The organism is Polaromonas sp. Polasp52 (genome assembly GCF_059491565.1).
Map to the genome: position 1 here is coordinate 457,063 of NZ_CP168513.1, position 16,302 is coordinate 473,364.

11 protein-coding genes are annotated in these 16,302 nt (G+C 65.7%); 9 read left to right on the top strand and 2 right to left on the bottom strand.

The genetic code is table 11. The features are described from left to right. Window positions 1–15 precede the first annotated feature (15 nt). The 5 genes from ACEN9P_RS02245 (at window position 16) to ACEN9P_RS02265 (ending at window position 5,334) form a co-directional block, all read left to right on the top strand. Complete coding sequence (locus tag ACEN9P_RS02245; protein WP_495620955.1) at window positions 16–825, top strand: ABC transporter ATP-binding protein; 810 nt, start codon at window positions 16–18, stop codon at window positions 823–825. A 95-nt stretch (window positions 826–920) separates the two neighbouring features. Further along, a complete protein-coding gene (locus tag ACEN9P_RS02250) occupies window positions 921–3,044 on the top strand; it encodes an ATP-binding protein (RefSeq protein WP_495620956.1) in 2,124 nt (707 codons plus the stop codon). Window positions 3,045–3,116: 72 nt separating this feature from the next. After that, window positions 3,117–3,488, top strand: coding sequence for a response regulator transcription factor (locus ACEN9P_RS02255; RefSeq protein ID WP_477662555.1), 372 nt, complete (start codon window positions 3,117–3,119; stop codon window positions 3,486–3,488). An 11-nt stretch (window positions 3,489–3,499) separates the two neighbouring features. Then, on the top strand, window positions 3,500–3,958 hold the full coding sequence (locus ACEN9P_RS02260) for a chemotaxis protein CheX (RefSeq protein WP_007864517.1): 459 nt from the start codon (window positions 3,500–3,502) through the stop codon (window positions 3,956–3,958). 161 nt (window positions 3,959–4,119) lie between these two features. Next, complete coding sequence (locus tag ACEN9P_RS02265; protein ID WP_477701178.1) at window positions 4,120–5,334, top strand: MFS transporter; 1,215 nt, start codon at window positions 4,120–4,122, stop codon at window positions 5,332–5,334. A 726-nt stretch (window positions 5,335–6,060) separates the two neighbouring features. Here ACEN9P_RS02265 and ACEN9P_RS02270 read toward each other — a convergent pair. Further along, on the bottom strand, window positions 6,061–7,809 hold the full coding sequence (locus ACEN9P_RS02270; RefSeq protein ID WP_495620957.1) for a bifunctional protein-serine/threonine kinase/phosphatase: 1,749 nt from the start codon (window positions 7,807–7,809) through the stop codon (window positions 6,061–6,063). A gap of 64 nt (window positions 7,810–7,873) precedes the next feature. Then, window positions 7,874–9,157, bottom strand: coding sequence for a type IV pili methyl-accepting chemotaxis transducer N-terminal domain-containing protein (locus ACEN9P_RS02275; protein WP_495620958.1), 1,284 nt, complete (start codon window positions 9,155–9,157; stop codon window positions 7,874–7,876). A gap of 391 nt (window positions 9,158–9,548) precedes the next feature. Between ACEN9P_RS02275 and nirB the strand changes: the two genes are divergently transcribed. Genes nirB through ybiB form a run of 4 tightly spaced genes read left to right on the top strand, consistent with a single transcriptional unit; the run spans window position 9,549 to window position 16,300 of the window. Beyond that, window positions 9,549–11,984: a nitrite reductase large subunit NirB gene (gene nirB, locus ACEN9P_RS02280; RefSeq protein WP_477662560.1), complete on the top strand. Its 2,436-nt coding sequence runs from the start codon at window positions 9,549–9,551 to the stop codon at window positions 11,982–11,984. Window positions 11,985–11,998: 14 nt separating this feature from the next. Continuing rightward, the gene (gene nirD, locus ACEN9P_RS02285; RefSeq protein ID WP_477662561.1) at window positions 11,999–12,385 is read left to right on the top strand and encodes a nitrite reductase small subunit NirD; all 387 of its coding nucleotides are present in this window, start codon (window positions 11,999–12,001) and stop codon (window positions 12,383–12,385) included. A 29-nt stretch (window positions 12,386–12,414) separates the two neighbouring features. Continuing rightward, window positions 12,415–15,348 (top strand): nitrate reductase, encoded by a 2,934-nt coding sequence (locus ACEN9P_RS02290; protein WP_495622126.1) that lies wholly within the window; start codon window positions 12,415–12,417, stop codon window positions 15,346–15,348. A 43-nt stretch (window positions 15,349–15,391) separates the two neighbouring features. Then, window positions 15,392–16,300: a DNA-binding protein YbiB gene (gene ybiB, locus ACEN9P_RS02295; protein ID WP_477662562.1), complete on the top strand. Its 909-nt coding sequence runs from the start codon at window positions 15,392–15,394 to the stop codon at window positions 16,298–16,300. Window positions 16,301–16,302 lie beyond the last annotated feature (2 nt).

Consider the following 16,302-nt stretch of genomic DNA (forward strand, 5'->3'; position numbering starts at 1 on the left):
CCCAGGAGCCCCGCCATGACATCCTTCACCACCAAGTACATCGAAATCCAGGGCGTCGAGCAGACCTTCAAGACCCGCAAGGGGCCGTTCCGCGCGCTGCAGAACATCAACCTGACGGTCGCCAAGGGCGAGTTCGTCGCGCTGATTGGCCACTCGGGCTGCGGCAAGTCCACCCTGCTGAACCTGATCGCCGGACTGACGACGCCCACCGAGGGCAGCCTGCTGTGCGCCAACCGCGAAATCGCCGGGCCCGGCCCGGAGCGCGCCGTGGTGTTCCAGAACCACTCGCTGCTGCCCTGGCTGACCTGCTTTGAAAACGTCTACCTGGCCGTCGAGCGCGTGTTCTCAGCCACCGAAAGCAAGGCCCGGCTCTTGGCCCGCACCGACGCGGCGCTGGCCATGGTCGGGCTGAGCGCGGCGGCACAAAAGCGCCCCGGCGAAATCTCGGGCGGCATGAAGCAGCGTGTCGGCATCGCGCGCGCGCTGTCCATGGAACCCAAGGTGCTGCTGCTCGACGAACCCTTCGGCGCGCTGGACGCGCTGACCCGCGCCAAGCTGCAGGACGAGCTGCTGCAGATCGTTGCCACCACGCAAAGCACGGTGGTCATGGTGACCCACGACGTCGATGAGGCGGTGCTGCTGTCCGACCGCATCGTGATGATGACCAACGGCCCCTCGGCCACGATCGGCGAGGTGCTGCAGGTCGAGTTGCCGCGGCCCCGCTCGCGCGTGGCGCTGGCCGAGGACATCCGCTACCTGGGTTACCGCAAGGCCGTAATCGATTTTCTCTATACGCGCCAGGGCCACGTCGAAAAAGCGGCCTGAGGCAGGGCCGCCGAGGGGCCGGAAAACCGGCAGGCGGCCGCATCGCAAGAAAACGGGATAAACCGTTCCGCAAGTTCGCACAAGGGAGGTTTGCTATGTCTGCAGTTTTGCCAGTCCAAGGCGCCGACAGGATCGCGGCCGCCCGGCCCACACGCAAAGCCGGCCCGGGCCTGTTCGGCAAGTACCGCGAAATCATCATCGCGGTGGCCTTCTTTCTCCTGTTCGACCTCGGGGTGCTGGTGTTGAATTTCTACACCTCGTTCAAGATCGACCAGGACACCGTGACCATCAACCTGTCGGGCCGCCAGCGTTATGTGTCGCAGCGCGTCGCGCGCACCCTGCTGGAGCTTGACGCCATGCGCGCCGCCGGGCTTTTCTACAAGCCCGAAACCCTGGCGGAGCTGCGCTCGGGCGCCAAGATATTCCAGATCTCTCAGGTCGCTTTTCGCGAAGGCGGAACGATTCCCGGCGGCGACGGCAAGCCCGTCTACCTGCACCCCGTGACATCCAGCCGCGGCCGCGAGCTTGAAGACAAGGTGGAAGTCCTTTGGAAACCCTACTTCGCCCTGCTCCAGCCCTTGCTGAGCGGCGACAACTTCACGCAGCAGGAACTGGCCGCCGCGCTGGCCTACAGCCAGGCCCACAACAGCGAGCTGCTCAGCGCGGCCAACGACTTCGTGACCGAAACACAGCAGATAGGCGCGTCGCGCGCCAGCGTGCTGCGCATGGTGCAAACCGGTGGCATCGTGCTGGCCCTGCTGAATTTCGCCTTCATCCTGTTCAAGTTTTTGCGTCGGCTGAAGACCTCCGACGCCGCGATTGAAGCGGCGACCGAAGAAAACCGCGAAATCCTCGCCAGCGTGCGCGAAGGCCTGTTCCTGCTCACGCCGGGGCACCAGCTGGGCTCACAGCTGTCCCGCTCCACCCACGCGCTGTTCGGCAAAACGCTGGCGCCGGGGCAGAATTTTTTCGAGGTACTGTCCACGATGGTGTCCCTCAAGGCCCTCACCGACGCGCGCGATTATGTGGAGCTGCTGTTCTCCCCTCATGTGAAGGAGCAGCTGGTCCAGGGCATCAACCCGCTTTCGGAAGTGGAGCTCACCGTTGCCAACCGCCTGGGCCAGCAGACGACCCGCTACCTATCCTTCCATTTCAACCGGGTGCAGGACGGCGCCACCGTGCGGCACCTGCTGGTCACCGTGCAGGACATCACGCAAAAGGTCGAACTGCAGGCCAGGCTCGCCGGCGAACGCCAGCGCTCGCAAAAAGAGCTGTCCATGATGCTCAAGGCCTTCGAGACCGAACCGGCCATGATGCGGGCCTTCGTCGAGCGCGCCGAGGCTTCGCTGCTCGAGGTCAACGACCTGCTGCGCAGCACCTCCTCGGCCGCCTCCGAGATCCAGGTGCTCAAGGCGGTGGACGGCGCCTACCGCCGCATCCACGCCTTCAAGGGTGACGCCGCTTCCCTGGGCCTGGAAATCCTGGCCACGCTGGCCCACCAGTTCGAGAGCGAATTGCAAAAACTCAAGGACAGCGGCGCAGCCACCGGTGACGCCCTGCTGGCCCTGCCGCTGCCGCTGGAAGACCTGCTCTCCAAGGTAGGCGCCTTCAAAGCCCTGGGCCAGAGGCGTTCGGGCGAAGGCGCGTCATCCCGGCAAGGCGATTCGCCGCAAGACCTCCATGCCGCGCTCACCCGGCTGGCCACCGAGGTGGCCACGGACTGCGGCAAACGCGTGAAGGCCGATGTGCGCATGGCCGGCGCGCCGGAGATTGCGCCGGCCAAGCTGGGCCTGGTGCGCGAGATCGCCATCCAGCTGCTGCGCAATGCCGTGGTGCACGGCGTGGAAACGCCGGCCGCGCGGCAGGCCGCCGGCAAACCCGCCGAAGGCCAGCTCAGCGTGGCGCTGGGCCCTGACGAAGCCGGCCAATGGCAGCTCACGGTTCGCGACGACGGTGCCGGCCTGAAGGCTGCCGACGTGCGCTGCCGCCTGCTGGAGCTGGGCTGGTACAACGCCGAGCAGTTGCAGAGTTTCAGCGACAAGCAGATCGTCGCGAACATCTTCAAGCCCGGTTTTTCCACCGCCGCCGCGACGTCGCGGCATGCCGGCCGCGGTGTCGGCCTGGACCTGGTGCAGGCCAATGTGCAAAGCCTGGGTGCGCGCCTGCTGCTGTCGAGCACACCCGGCCAGCACACCGAATTCCGGGTCGTGTTTTCCTGAGGCCGCCCCACATGACCAATTTCCAGACATGCCAGACATCCCAACCATCCCCAACCCCGAAGGAGGCTCACCATGCGACTGCTGATTGTTGACGACTCCAACATGATCCGCACCCGCATCTCGCGCGTGGTGCAAAACGGCGGCATCAAGGGCATCGTGCTCGCGGGCCTGGCCAGGAACGGCAACGAGGCCGTGCGGCTGGCCCGGGCAACCCGGCCCGAAGTCGTCACCATGGACCTGACCATGCCCGAGATGGACGGCATCGAATGCATCTCCGCGCTGCTCAAGCTGGATCCGGCCGTCAAGATACTGGTGGTCAGCGCGCTCAGCGACAAGTCGACGGCCATCCAGGCGCTCAAGCTGGGCGCGCGCGGCTTCGTCGCCAAACCCTTCACCGATGAAGAGCTGCAGATGGCATTGCTCGACATCGCCGACATGCGCTAAGGAGGGCTGCCATGGCCACACTCAACGAAAACGACCTCAAGCTGTTTGTCGACTCGATCCGGCATTACCTGAAAGTCACCACCCGGCAGGAGCCGCAAATCACCTCGGCCTACCTCGGCTCGGGCGATATCGAGGGTTTTGAATTCAACGGCATCGTGGCCTTTTCGGGCAGCCACAACGGCCATGTGATGGTCTCCATGCCGGGCAAGCTGGTGCGTGAAATTTTGCTGCTGCAGCATGAAACCGACCTCAGCGACGGCAACCTGCTGGACGCTGTGGGCGAGATCGCCAACACGCTGGCCGGCAATGCGCGCAAGGCCCTGGGTTCCGAACTGCAGATTTCGGTGCCCGTCAAGATGCAGGGCACCCAGGGCATGAAGGCCCGGGTGCGCACCCGCCCCTATGTCATCACGCTGCGCTGGAACCACTATTCGGCCATGGTCTGCGTCGACATGGACCGCAAAAACTGAGCTGAGCCCCCGCCGAGGTGCACGTATTTTGTGCGGCGCACCAAAAGAAACCGGCAAACGGGCTGAAACCGCGCCGTGAGGGTGCGTTTTGCACGCCCCAAGGTGGCACGCTTTTCGCACTGATTCTGTGAGTCAACCATCTCACAGAAAGAGTTTGCACCATGGCGGGGTTCCGTAATTTTCTCAAGGCCGGTCACGCACCCACGCTGGGCGCGGCGTTTTTTTACTTCGCCTTCTCGTGTTGCATCTGGGTCATGAACGGGGCCATGGCACCCTTCATCTCGGAAACCTACAACCTTTCGCCCACCCAGAAGGGCGTGATGCTCTCGGTGCCCATCTTCGCCGGCGCGCTGATGCGCTTTCCGCTGGGCGTGCTGGCCCAGTACATAGGCCGCAAGAATGCCACGCTGGTGGAAATGGGCCTGATCATGGTGGCCCTGCTGTTCGGCTACTTTGTGGTCGACTCCTACAGCAGCCTGCTGGCCATGGGCGTGCTGCTGGGCATTGCCGGCGCCAGCTTCGGTGTCGCGCTGAGCCTGGGTTCGGGCTCCTTTCCGCCGCGCTACAAGGGTTTGGCCATGGGCCTGGTCGGCGCCGGCAACGTGGGCACCGCCGTCTCGGTGCTGGTGGCGCCCGCGCTGGCCCAGCGCTTTGGCTGGCAGTCGGTCTACGGCATTGCCGCTGTGGCCATGCTGTTGCCCATGATCGCGATGATTCTTTTTGCCAAAGAGCCCGACGACGTGGACAGCCACGCCACGCTGCGTGAGCACGTCGCCTGCCTGTTCGAGAAAGACGGCTGGGCCTTCAGCCTGATCTACGCCGTGAGTTTCGGCGGCTTCATCGGCCTGGCCACGTTTTTGCCCTCCTACTACTACGACCAGTTCGGCGTCAGCAAGGTGCAGGCGGGCCAGCTGTCCATGCTGGCGGCCTTCATGGGCGCGGCGCTGCGCATCTTCGGCGGCTGGATTTCCGACCGCTGGGGCGGCGTCAACACCCTGAGCGTGGTGCTGCTCACCATCGCCGGCACGCTGATCGCCTGCGGCCTGGCCGGCGGCTCCCTGGCCGGCACGACGCTGCTGGTGATGCTGTGCTTTGCCGCCCTGGGCGCAGGCAACGGCGCCCTCTTCCAGCTCGTACCCCTGCGCTGGCCCCTGGCCACCGCGGTCGCCGGCTCCATGATCGGCGAGATAGGCGCCCTGGGCGGCGGCCTGGTACCCAACGCCATGGGCATCTCCAAACAATATGCCGGGACCTATATGTGGGGGTTCTTCTTTTTTGCGGCTTTGGCTTTGGGGATGTTGGTGATGCTTCGGGTTATGCAGATTCGGTGGACGCGGACATGGGCTGAAAAGGGGGGTCGTGCTCGCGGCGCGTGAGAGGGCCGGTTCTTGCTCCGGCTTGTGCGCTTCCTGCTGAGAGCTGCTGGCCGGGGTTGCCCGGCGGCAACTCACTTTTCTTTGCTTCGCCAAAGAAAAGTAAGCAAAAGAAAAGGCGACCCTGGTTGCTGCGTCCCTCCGCTTCGCTACGGGCAACCTGCGGTGCTCGGTCCAGCCGGGGTCTGGCTAAACTCGCTACGCTCAGACAACGCCAGCCCTTATCCGTCTGGCCCTCCGCTCCTCGGCGCATACACAAGGGGTGGGAGAAAAAATACCAACACCAAAAACCACAAGGACACGCCATGGCGTGTCCTTGTTTGTATTGGTATTGGTTTTCTTGTATTCGGACTTCCCCGTCCTGGCTGGGCCGAGCAGCGCAGACGGAGGAGGGATAAGGGCTGGCGTTGTTTGAGCGAAGCGCAGCGTAGCGAGTTTAGCCAGACCCCCTCCGCAGTCGAGCAGCGCAGGTTGCCCGCAGCGCAGCGGAGGGACCCAGACTGCGGGTCGCCTTTCTTTTGGGTACTTTTGGTGTTTGCGTAACTTCGCTGCGCGAAGTGAGCAAACCCCGCGCGCGTAGCGCGCCTTTGGCGAACAAAGAAAACCCGCTTTGCGGGTTTCGATAAAAGTGCCTCGCCCGCCGGGGGGAGACCCGGCCAGCCGCACTCAGCAGAGGAAGGAGGAGGATGAAGAGGACGAGCGCGCCTGCCGGAGCAAGACCCGGCCCCCTTACCGAGGCAAAAACAAAACCCAATAAATCAACAAAACATTCACCACCACACTAATCCCCAACAACAACTTCCACAGCATCACCGGATCCCGCTCAATCAAGGGCGTCCCCTGCGGCGCAGTCAGCGGGCGCGAAGCACCCCGCTCCAGCGCCAGCAGCAGCTCTTCGGCAGTTTCAAAACGGCGGCGCTTGTCGCGGGACACGGCCTTGAGCACCACGTGGTCCAGCCAGATCGGCACTTCGGGATTGATGCGGCTGGGCGCCACCGGGTCTCGGTAGTAGCGGCCGGCCTGGTAAGGCAGCACCTCGCCGTAGGGCAGCCTGGCGGTCAGCAGCTGGTACAGGGTGACGCCCAGCGCGAACAGGTCGCTTTGCGCGTCGGGCAATTCCTCGGGCCCGTCGCTGCCTGTGGCGCTGAAGCCCCATTGTTCGGGATTGATGAAGCTGGGGGTGCCGGCGTGCAGCTTGCGCATGGCTTCGGGCTCGCGCCCGCTGAGGGCCACGCCAAGGTCCAGCAGGCGCAGCACGCCGTCTTCACCCTGGTGCAGGTTGGCGGGCTTGACGTCGCGGTGGATCACGCACTGGCGGTGCAGCCGGCCCAGCGCGCGCGCCGCCTGGGTGGCCGCGCCCAGCACCTGTTCCACGCTGAATTTGTGGCCGCGTTCCAGCAGCTGCTGCAGCGTCTCGCCGCTGTGCCAGTCGTACAGCAGGTAAAAAGCGCTGCGCTCATGGCCGGCCGGCGGGCTTTCGTGAAGCCTGACCAGATGCCCCGCCGCCGGGCCCGACTGCATGCGCAGGGCCAGCCAGGCCTCGTGCGCCAGCATGGCGCGCTCCTCGCCATCGTGGGACCTCGCGGGGTTCAGCGCCTTGAGGGCGTACAGAACACGCGTGGCCGGGTCGCGCACCTGGTACAGCACATGGATTTCGTTGTCGGCCACTTTTGCGGTCACCACCAGGCCGTCGATCACATCGCCGACCTTGAGCCTGGGCGGCACCGGCAGGGTCTGGGCAATGCGGCTCACGTCCTGCAGGGTGGCGTCCAGCAGGCCGCGCACGCGCACCACGACGGCCGTCAGGTTGTCGTTGCTGCCGGCGGCCAGGGCGGCGTCGACCAGTCCCTGGCTGGCCAGTTGGGAGCCGCCCGCTTCCTGCAGGCCGGCAAAATCCCGCAGCCGCGCATCGCGCAGCACGCCGTGCACGCCGTCGGTGACGAGCACAAACACGTCGCCCACCTGCAGGTCGCCCTGCATGTAGTCGACCACCACATGGTCTTCAGCGCCCACCGAGCGCAGCAGCTGGTGCCTGAAGTCGGGATGGTTGACCGCATGGTCGTGCGTGAGCTGCTGCAAAGTGCCGCCGCGCAGCAGATAAGCCCGTGAATCGCCCACATGCGCCAGGGTGTAGGACTGCCCGCGCAGCACCAGCGCCGTGAGGGTGGTCAGGCCCACGGCCGGCCGGCGCCGGCGGTTGATGCCGGCCAGCCAGGCGTTCTGCGCGCCGATGATGCGGTCCAGCGCCACCGTGGTGTCCCAGGTTTCGGGCGTGCCGTAGTAGTCGCGGACCAGGCTGGTGACCGTGGTTTGCGCGGCTTCCCGGCCCATGCCGCCGGTGCTCACGCCGTCGGCCACCGCCACGATGGAGCCCATGCCCTCTTGCCCCGGTTCGGGCAGCATGGCCGCGCAGAAGTCCTCGTTGCTGTTTTTGCGGCCCGCCAGCGTGGCGAAGCCAATGTCCAGATCAAATGCCATGCACCAATGTAAGCAAGTTCAATGCCCGATATTGGTGCATTGCAGCAATGCACTGCGCCAGGGCTTAGCCCACCAGCATCTGCATGCTGCGCTCGTACTGCACCGAGAGCTGCTCAAACACGTCCAGCAGGTCTTCGCTGGCGGTGGCCAGGCCTTCCAGGCGCTTGGCATCCTTGCCCTTGGCGATGCCCGCGGCGCCAGTGCGCATCTGTGCCCAGCCTGCGGCGGCCTTGTCCAGGGACTCGCGGATCTCTCTGCTGGTCAGCGGAATGTCGTTGAGGTATTGCAGCGCCTTCTCAAAAGCCGCCTGCGACTCGGCCATGCCCACTTCACTGCGCTGCGAGGCCGTGCCGCCCAGGACTTGCAGCAAGGCGTATTTCGCGAAGCGCTGGCTCAGCATGCGCTGGCGGCCGGCCAGGTTGAGCATCTGCAGCGGCGGCATGGCACCGGCGCTTTCGAGGATGGCGGTCATGCGCTCGGCTTCCTGCAGCAGCAGCTCGGCGAGCTCGTCCAGGTGCGCCATCTCGCCGGCCGCCCGGTTTTCCTCCAGGGCGGGCTTCAGGCGCGCCCAGGTCAGGCTCACCTGCCCCAGCAGGTCGCCAAACGTGGGCTTGGACAGGCTTTTGCCGAGGGCGGCAATGTTGGCGTCTATGCGCTGCACCGACTCCGCGAGCAGCTGCGCCACGCGCCCGGGCTGCACGCCCGCCAGCCGCAGCAGCGCCAGCTTGACCAGGCGCTGCGACAGCATGCGCAGCTGGCCCGAGCGGTTGACGTCTTCGGCGAAACGGGCTGAATGGATGATGTGCTGCGACACCTGGCCCAGGCGCTGGTTGGTGTGCATGGAGGCAGTGCGCAGAATCTGGAAGGCGTCGTCGTCGGACATCTGGCGGGCGCGCATCAGGATGCCCTTGGCGCGGTCCACCACCTTGCGCTCTTCCAGGCGGCCGGCAATGTCCCGCATCTCGCCCTGCAGGGCCTGCTCGCGCCTGAAGCGGGCCTGGGCCAGGTGGATCAGCGGCCGCAGGCGCTGTGGGCTGTAGCCGTTGACCACATAGGCATGGACCCCGACCTCGGTGGCGCGTGTGATTTTTTCCGCATCGCTGTCGCTGGTGAACACCAGGACGGGGCAAGGCGCGGTCTCGCCGACCACCTGCAAGAGCTTGAACAAGGCCTCATCGGGCAGCGCATCGTGGCAAACCAGCACGTCGGGCGCCTGCCGCAGTGCCTCCTGCACCAGTTTGCTGCGCTCGTGGAGCACCCCCAGGACCTGGATGCCGGCCGCCTCAAGGTCGGAGACCAGCGGGTTGGCACCGGCGGGGCCGTTCAGGTTTACCAATGCGGAAGTCATACAAATCAATAGCTTGGGAGGGAAATAAGGCTGGCAAGGATGCAAGTCGCGCGCCACGCGCCGGCTGCGGATTCCGGGCGCGGCTTGCAGGCCAATGATATGGCACAAGTTTTGCATTAGCTATCGCGGGCGTAACGACGCGCCCGACCTTAGCGAATGCACTGCGGGTCCTGCGCACAACGACGTGCGTAATGGTGTGCCTCATACCGGGTCAACGACCCGGATCCCTGTTGACCGGGAGAGAGCATCATGAATTTCATCCTGTTTCCGGCAAGCCAGACCGGCTTGCACCCCCTGACAAGCCGCGTGGACGCGTGCATGCGCGACCTGCGCGGCACGGCCGTGGCATGACGTTTGCACCTAGACACATTGAATCCCCTGGAGTAGCCCCATGAAAAAATCAAAACTGGTAATGGTCGGAAACGGCATGGCCGGCGTGCGCACCCTGGAAGAACTGATCAAGGTCGCGCCCGACCTGTACGACATCACGGTCTTCGGCGCCGAGCCCCATCCCAACTACAACCGCATCCTGCTGTCGCCCGTGCTGGCCGGGGAGCAGACGCTGGATGAGATCGTGCTGAACTCCTGGGACTGGTACAAGGACAACCACATCACGCTGCATGCCGGCAAAAAAGTGGTGGAAGTCGACCGCGTCAAGCGCATCGTGCGCGCCGAGGACGGCACCGAAGAGGAATACGACCGCCTGCTGATGTGCACCGGCTCCAACCCCTTCATCCTGCCGGTGCCGGGCAAGGACTTGGCAGGCGTGATCGCCTACCGCGACATCGCCGACACCAACGCAATGATCGAAGCCTCCGAGAAATACAAGAAGGCAGTCGTCATCGGCGGCGGCCTGCTGGGCCTGGAAGCGGCCAACGGCCTGATGCTGCGCGGCATGGAAGTCACCGTGGTGCACGTCATGCCCTGGCTGATGGAGCGGCAGCTCGACGACGTGGCGGGCAAGCTGCTGCAGAAATCGCTGGAAGACCGCGGCCTCAAGTTCCTGATCGGCGCGCAGACCCAGGAGCTCACCGGCAACGAAGAAGGCCGCGTGAAGTCCATCAAGTTCAAGGACGGCAGCGAAGTGGCCACCGACCTCGTGGTCATGGCGGTGGGCATACGCCCCAACACCCAGCTGGCCGAATCCATGCGCCTGCACTGCAACAAGGGCATCGTCGTCAACGACACCATGCAGACTGTCACCGACGCGCGCATCTACTCGGTGGGCGAATGCGCGGCGCACCGCGGCATCGCCTACGGCCTGGTGGCGCCGCTGTTTGAACAGGCCAAGGTGGCGGCCAACCACCTGGCGCAGTTCGGCATAGGCCGCTATTCGGGCTCGCTGACCTCCACCAAGCTCAAGGTCACGGGCATAGACCTGTTCAGCGCCGGCGAGTTCATGGGCAGCGACGGCGCCGAGGAAATCGTGATGAGCGACCCCTTCGGCGGCGTCTACAAAAAGCTGGTGATCAAGGACGACAAGCTGGTCGGCGCCTGCCTCTATGGCGACACGGTGGACGGCAGCTACTACTTCAAGCTGCTGCGCGACGGCCGCAGCGTGGCCGACATCCGCGACAAGCTGATCTTCGGCGAGTCCAATCTCGGCGACACAGGCCATGAAGGCCACAACAAGGCCGCCACCATGCCCGACGACGCCGAGGTCTGCGGCTGCAACGGCGTCAACAAGGGCACCATCTGCAAGGCCATCAAGGAAAAGGGCCTGTTCACGCTCGACGAGGTGAAGAAGCACACCAAGGCCAGCGCCTCCTGCGGCTCCTGCACCGGCCTGGTCGAGCAGATCCTGATGTTCACGGCCGGCGGCGACTACTCGGCCACGCCCAAACTCAAGGCCATGTGCGGCTGCACCGACCACGGCCACCAGGCGGTGCGTGATGCGATACGCGCCAACAAGCTGCTGACGATCTCCGAGGTCTACAAGTTCATGGAATGGAAGACGCCCAACGGCTGCGCCAGCTGCCGCCCGGCCGTCAACTACTACGTGACCAGCACCTGGCCCAAGGAGGCGAAGGACGACCCGCAAAGCCGCTTCATCAACGAACGCAGCCACGCCAACATCCAGAAGGACGGCACCTACAGCGTCATCCCGCGCATGTGGGGCGGCGAGACCACGGCCAGCGAACTGCGCCGCATCGCCGACGCGGTGGACAAGTACAAGATACCGACCGTCAAGGTCACCGGCGGCCAACGCATCGATTTGCTGGGCGTGAAAAAAGAGGACCTGCAAAACGTCTGGAAGGACATCGGCATGCCCTCCGGCCACGCCTATGCCAAGGCCCTGCGCACGGTGAAGACCTGCGTGGGCAGCGAATGGTGCCGCATGGGCACCCAGGACAGCACCCAGATGGGCAAGGACCTGGAGCGCGCGATGTGGCGCATGTACGCGCCGCACAAGGTGAAATTCGCCGTCAGCGGCTGCCCGCGCAACTGCGCCGAGGCCGGCATCAAGGACGTCGGCATCATAGGCGTCGATTCGGGCTGGGAGATGTACATCGCCGGCAACGGCGGCATCAAGACGGAAGTGGCCCACTTCTTCACCAAGCTCAAGACCGCCGAGGAAGTGCTGGAATACACCGGCGCCTTCTGCGAGCTCTACCGCCAGGAAGGCTGGTACCTGGAGCGCACGGTGCACTACGTGAACCGCGTGGGCCTGGATTACGTCAAAAAGCGCATCCTGGAAGACCACGAAGGCCGCAAGGCGCTGTGGGAACGCCTGCAGTTCGCGCTCGACGGCGAGCCCGATCCCTGGTTCGACTTCAAGGAAGCCGCGGTCGACACCCGGCAGTTTGAAAAACTCACGCCCGCCTGAATTGAGAGATCACTATGTCTGAATGGAAAAAAATCTGCCTGGTCACCGACATCCCGGTGCTGGGTTCGCGCCGCGTGGCGCGTGAGCGCGGCATCGACGTCGCGGTGTTCCGCAACGATGAAGACGGCGTGTTCGCACTGCTGGACCGCTGCCCGCACAAGGGCGGCCCGCTGAGCCAGGGCATTGTGTTCGGCACCAGCGTGGCCTGCCCGCTGCACAACTGGACCATAGACCTGGAAGGCGGCTGCGCCAAGGCGCCCGACGAAGGCTGCACGCAGAAATTCAGCGTGCGCGTCGAGGACGGCGCCGTGCACCTCGATGCCACCGAACTGGCGACGCTGGCACTGGACTTGCAACCCGTGGTGGCCGGCCCCGCGGCCAAAGAACTGACCAACGCCTGAACGCCCCAATGACCCTTGTTGATGCAGGATTGAAGGAAACCCGCTCGACCTGCCCTTACTGCGGCGTGGGATGCGGGGTGGTGATCGAATCGCAAGGCAACCAGATCACGGGAGTCAGGGGCGACCCCGACCACCCGGCCAACTTCGGCCGGCTCTGCACCAAGGGCTCGACGCTGGCGCTGACGGCTTCGGCCGCCGTCACGCGGCAAACGCGGCTGCTGCAGCCCTTGCGGCGCGAGCACCGCCATGAAGCGGCCAAGCCGGTGTCCTGGGACAGCGCGCTGGGTTTTGCCAGCGAAAGTTTTGCGCAGATCATCCGCGACCACGGCCCCGACGCGGTGGGCTTCTACATCTCAGGCCAGCTGCTGACCGAGGACTATTACGTCTTCAACAAGCTGGCCAAGGGCCTGATAGGCACCAACAACGTAGACACCAATTCGCGCCTGTGCATGAGCAGCGCGGTGGCCGGCTACAAGCAGACGCTGGGCGCCGACGCGCCGCCCGCCTGCTACGACGACGTGAACCATGCGCAGTGCATCTTCATCGTCGGCAGCAACACGGCCTATGCGCACCCCATCCTGTTCCGGCGCATCGAGGACGCCAAGGCCGCCAACCCGGCGCTCAAGATCATTTTTTGCGATCCGCGCCGCACCGACACGGCCGAGATCGCCGACCTCTACCTGCCGATACAGCCGGGCACCGACGTGTCGCTCTTCAACGGCATGCTGCACATCATGCTGTGGGAGGGCTGGACCGACGCGGCCTACATCGCCGCGCACACCACGGGCTTTGACGCGCTCAAGGCCACGGTGCGCGACTACACGCCCGACCTGGTGGCCGAGACCTGCGGCATCAAAAAGGAAGACCTGCTCGCCGCAGCGAAACTCTTCGCCACCTCGGCCGCCACGCTGAGCCTGTATTGCCAGGGCCTGAACCAGTCCAGCAGCGGCACGGCCAAGAACGCCGCCCTGATCAACCTGCACCTGGCCACCGGCCAGATCGGCAAGCCCGGCGCCGGGCCGTTTTCGCTGACGGGCCAGCCCAATGCCATGGGCGGGCGCGAGGTGGGCGGCCTGGCCAATTTGCTGAGCGCGCACCGCGACCTGGCCAACCCCGCACACCGCGCGGAAATCGCGGCCCTGTGGGGCGTGCCCTCGGTGCCGGAGAAACCCGGCAAGACCGCCGTCGAGATGTTCCAGGCCGCCGCCGACGGCGAGATCAAGGCTTTGTGGATTGCCTGCACCAACCCGGCCCAGTCCATGCCCGACCAGGCCACGGTGCGCCGCGCGCTGGAGCGCGCCGAACTGGTCATCGTGCAGGAAGCCTTTGCCACCACCTCGAGCTGCGACTATGCCGACCTGCTGCTGCCGGCTACCACCTGGGGCGAAAAAACCGGCACGGTGACCAACAGCGAGCGCCGCATCAGCCGCGTGCGCCCGGCCGTGGCCGCGCCCGGCGAAACGCGCCATGACTGGGCCATCGTGGTGGACTTCGCGCAGCGGCTGGAAAAACTGCTGAAGGCGGGCGACCAGGCATCCACCTCCGAGGCAGCCATACCTAAGGGTCCCCCCTCCCTCCCCCGGACTACCCTCTTCCCCTACCCCCTGGGCGACGCCGCCCTGGGCGCGGAAGTCATCTGGAACGAGCACCGCGAATCCACACGCGGCCGCGACCTGGACATCACCGGCCTGAGCTACGAACTGCTCGAAGAAGCGCCGCGGCAGTGGCCCTTCAAGCCCGGCGACAGCGCGGGCAAGGCCCGGCTCTATGAAGACGGCGTATTCCCCACCGCCGACGGCAAGGCGCGTTTTGCCAACACCGTCTACAAGCCGGTGGCCGAGCCGCGCGAGTCGCGCTTCCCGTTTTCGCTGACCACCGGCCGGCTGCGCGACCAGTGGCACGGCATGAGCCGCACCGGCACCCTGGGCCGGCTGTTCGGCCACGTGGCCGAGCCGTCCGTGCAGATGAATGCCCAGGACATGGCGCGCCGCCTGCTGAAAGACGGCGACCTGGTCTACGTGACATCCAAGCGCGGCTCCATCGTCGTGCCGCTGCAGGCCTCGCCCGAGGTGGCGGTGAGCCAGGCCTTTATCGCCATGCACTGGGGCGAGGAATACCTGAGCGGGCAGTCCACCAGCGGCGCCACGCTGGCCGGCGTCAACGCGATCACCACCTCGGCCTACTGCCCGAGCTCCAAGCAGCCCGAACTCAAACATGCCGCGGTCAAGATCCTCAAGGCCGACATGCCCTGGACGCTGCTGGCCATGGCCTGGCTGCCGGGCGGCGAGGTGCTGGCCGCGCGCGAGCAGCTCAAGCCGCTGATGGCGGCCTTTCCCTTCACCAGCTGCGTGCCTTTTTCCAACAACACCGCACTGGCCGACCACGGCCGCGAGCGCTCCGGCCTGCTGTTCCGCGCGGCCGGCCACGAAGCCCCGCCCGATGAATTGCTGGCCAGGCTGGAGGCCATCCTCGGCCTGGACGGCGCCGACGTGCTGCGCTACGCCGACCGCAAAAAAGGCCAGCGGCGCACCGTGCGGCTGCTGCGCAAGGGCGAGGCGGCCGAGCTTGCCGGCTTTGTGCTGGCCGGCGACACCAGCGCCCAGGCCTGGATCAAGACCCTGCTGCAGGACGAACTGCCGGCGCAGGCCTACGGCCGGCTGCTGCTGCTGCCCGGCGCCAAGCCGCCGGTGGCGGTGCAGTCGCGCGGCAAGCTGGTCTGCACCTGCCTCAATGTCAGCGACACGGCCATCGACGAACACCTGGCGCTGGTGGCCGGTGGCGGGGGCGGCGGCGGCCACCTGCACACCGACGAAGAGCGGCTGGCTTCGCTGCAGGCGGCGCTCAAATGCGGCACCAATTGCGGCTCCTGCGTGCCCGAACTCAAGCGCCGCGTGCGTTCGGCGCGCAGCGAGGTACAAGCCGCCGCACCACGTACCGTGATCCCGATCCGCCAAGTGGCTTAAGCTCATAACAAGAAGTCATCTGCATTCGCAGACAATCACGCTTATGGGCATTAGCCAATACATCAAGGAAATCGGCCGCGGCAAGGACGGCGCCCGCGCCCTGACGCGCGAGCAGGCCGCCGACCTGCTGGGCCAGGTGCTGGATGGCGCCGTCACCGACCTGGAAATCGGCGGCTTTTGCCTGGCCATGCGTATCAAGGGCGAAACACCCGAAGAAATGGCAGGCTTCCTCGAGGCGCTGCAGCAGCGCCTGGCGCATTTCCCCGCCGGCGAGACCCCCACCGTGGTGCTGCCCAGCTACAACGGTGCGCGCAAGCTGCCCGTGCTCACGCCGCTGCTGGCCCTGCTCCTGGCGCGCGAGGGCGTGCCGGTCCTGGTGCACGGCACGCCCACCGAAACCAGCCGGGTGTTTGCCTCGGAAGTGCTGCAGGCCCTGGGCATCCACGCGCTGGCGGCGGTGCGCAAAATCGGAAGCGGCGAAGCCGTCTTCGCGCCCACCGAGCTGCTGCTGCCGTCGCTGAAGCGCCTGCTCGACGTGCGCCGCGCCGTGGGCCTGCGCAACCCGGCGCACAGCCTGGTCAAGATCATGAGCCCCTGCCTGGGCAAAAGCCTGGTGGTGAGCAGCTACACACACCCGGAATACGCCATCTCGATGGCCCAGACCTTCGAGCTGACAGGCGCGAACGCCATGCTGCTGCGCGGCACCGAGGGCGAAGGCGTGGCCGATGCGCGCCGCATGCCGCAAATGGAGGCTTTCATAGGCGGAAAACGCTCGCTGCTGCAGGAAACCCAGGCCGGCACGCTGGCCACCTTGCCCGAGCTGCCCAGGACGGTGGACGCCGCCGCCACCGCGGCCTATATTCAATCGGTGCTGGCCGGCGACAAACCCGTGCCGCCGTCGATTGCGCGGCAGGTGGAACATATCTTGCACTTGTTGCCCCAAATCAAATGACC

Bases quoted from the DNA above. Each gene is read 5' to 3' on its own strand.
- ACEN9P_RS02245 (WP_495620955.1), top strand. From the start codon at position 16: ATGACATCCTTCACCACCAAGTACATCGAAATCCAGGGCGTCGAGCAG.
- ACEN9P_RS02250 (WP_495620956.1), top strand. From the start codon at position 921: ATGTCTGCAGTTTTGCCAGTCCAAGGCGCCGACAGGATCGCGGCCGCC.
- ACEN9P_RS02255 (WP_477662555.1), top strand. From the start codon at position 3,117: ATGCGACTGCTGATTGTTGACGACTCCAACATGATCCGCACCCGCATC.
- ACEN9P_RS02260 (WP_007864517.1), top strand. From the start codon at position 3,500: ATGGCCACACTCAACGAAAACGACCTCAAGCTGTTTGTCGACTCGATC.
- ACEN9P_RS02265 (WP_477701178.1), top strand. From the start codon at position 4,120: ATGGCGGGGTTCCGTAATTTTCTCAAGGCCGGTCACGCACCCACGCTG.
- ACEN9P_RS02270 (WP_495620957.1), bottom strand. From the start codon at position 7,809: ATGGCATTTGATCTGGACATTGGCTTCGCCACGCTGGCGGGCCGCAAA.
- ACEN9P_RS02275 (WP_495620958.1), bottom strand. From the start codon at position 9,157: ATGACTTCCGCATTGGTAAACCTGAACGGCCCCGCCGGTGCCAACCCG.
- nirB (WP_477662560.1), top strand. From the start codon at position 9,549: ATGAAAAAATCAAAACTGGTAATGGTCGGAAACGGCATGGCCGGCGTG.
- nirD (WP_477662561.1), top strand. From the start codon at position 11,999: ATGTCTGAATGGAAAAAAATCTGCCTGGTCACCGACATCCCGGTGCTG.
- ybiB (WP_477662562.1), top strand. From the start codon at position 15,392: ATGGGCATTAGCCAATACATCAAGGAAATCGGCCGCGGCAAGGACGGC.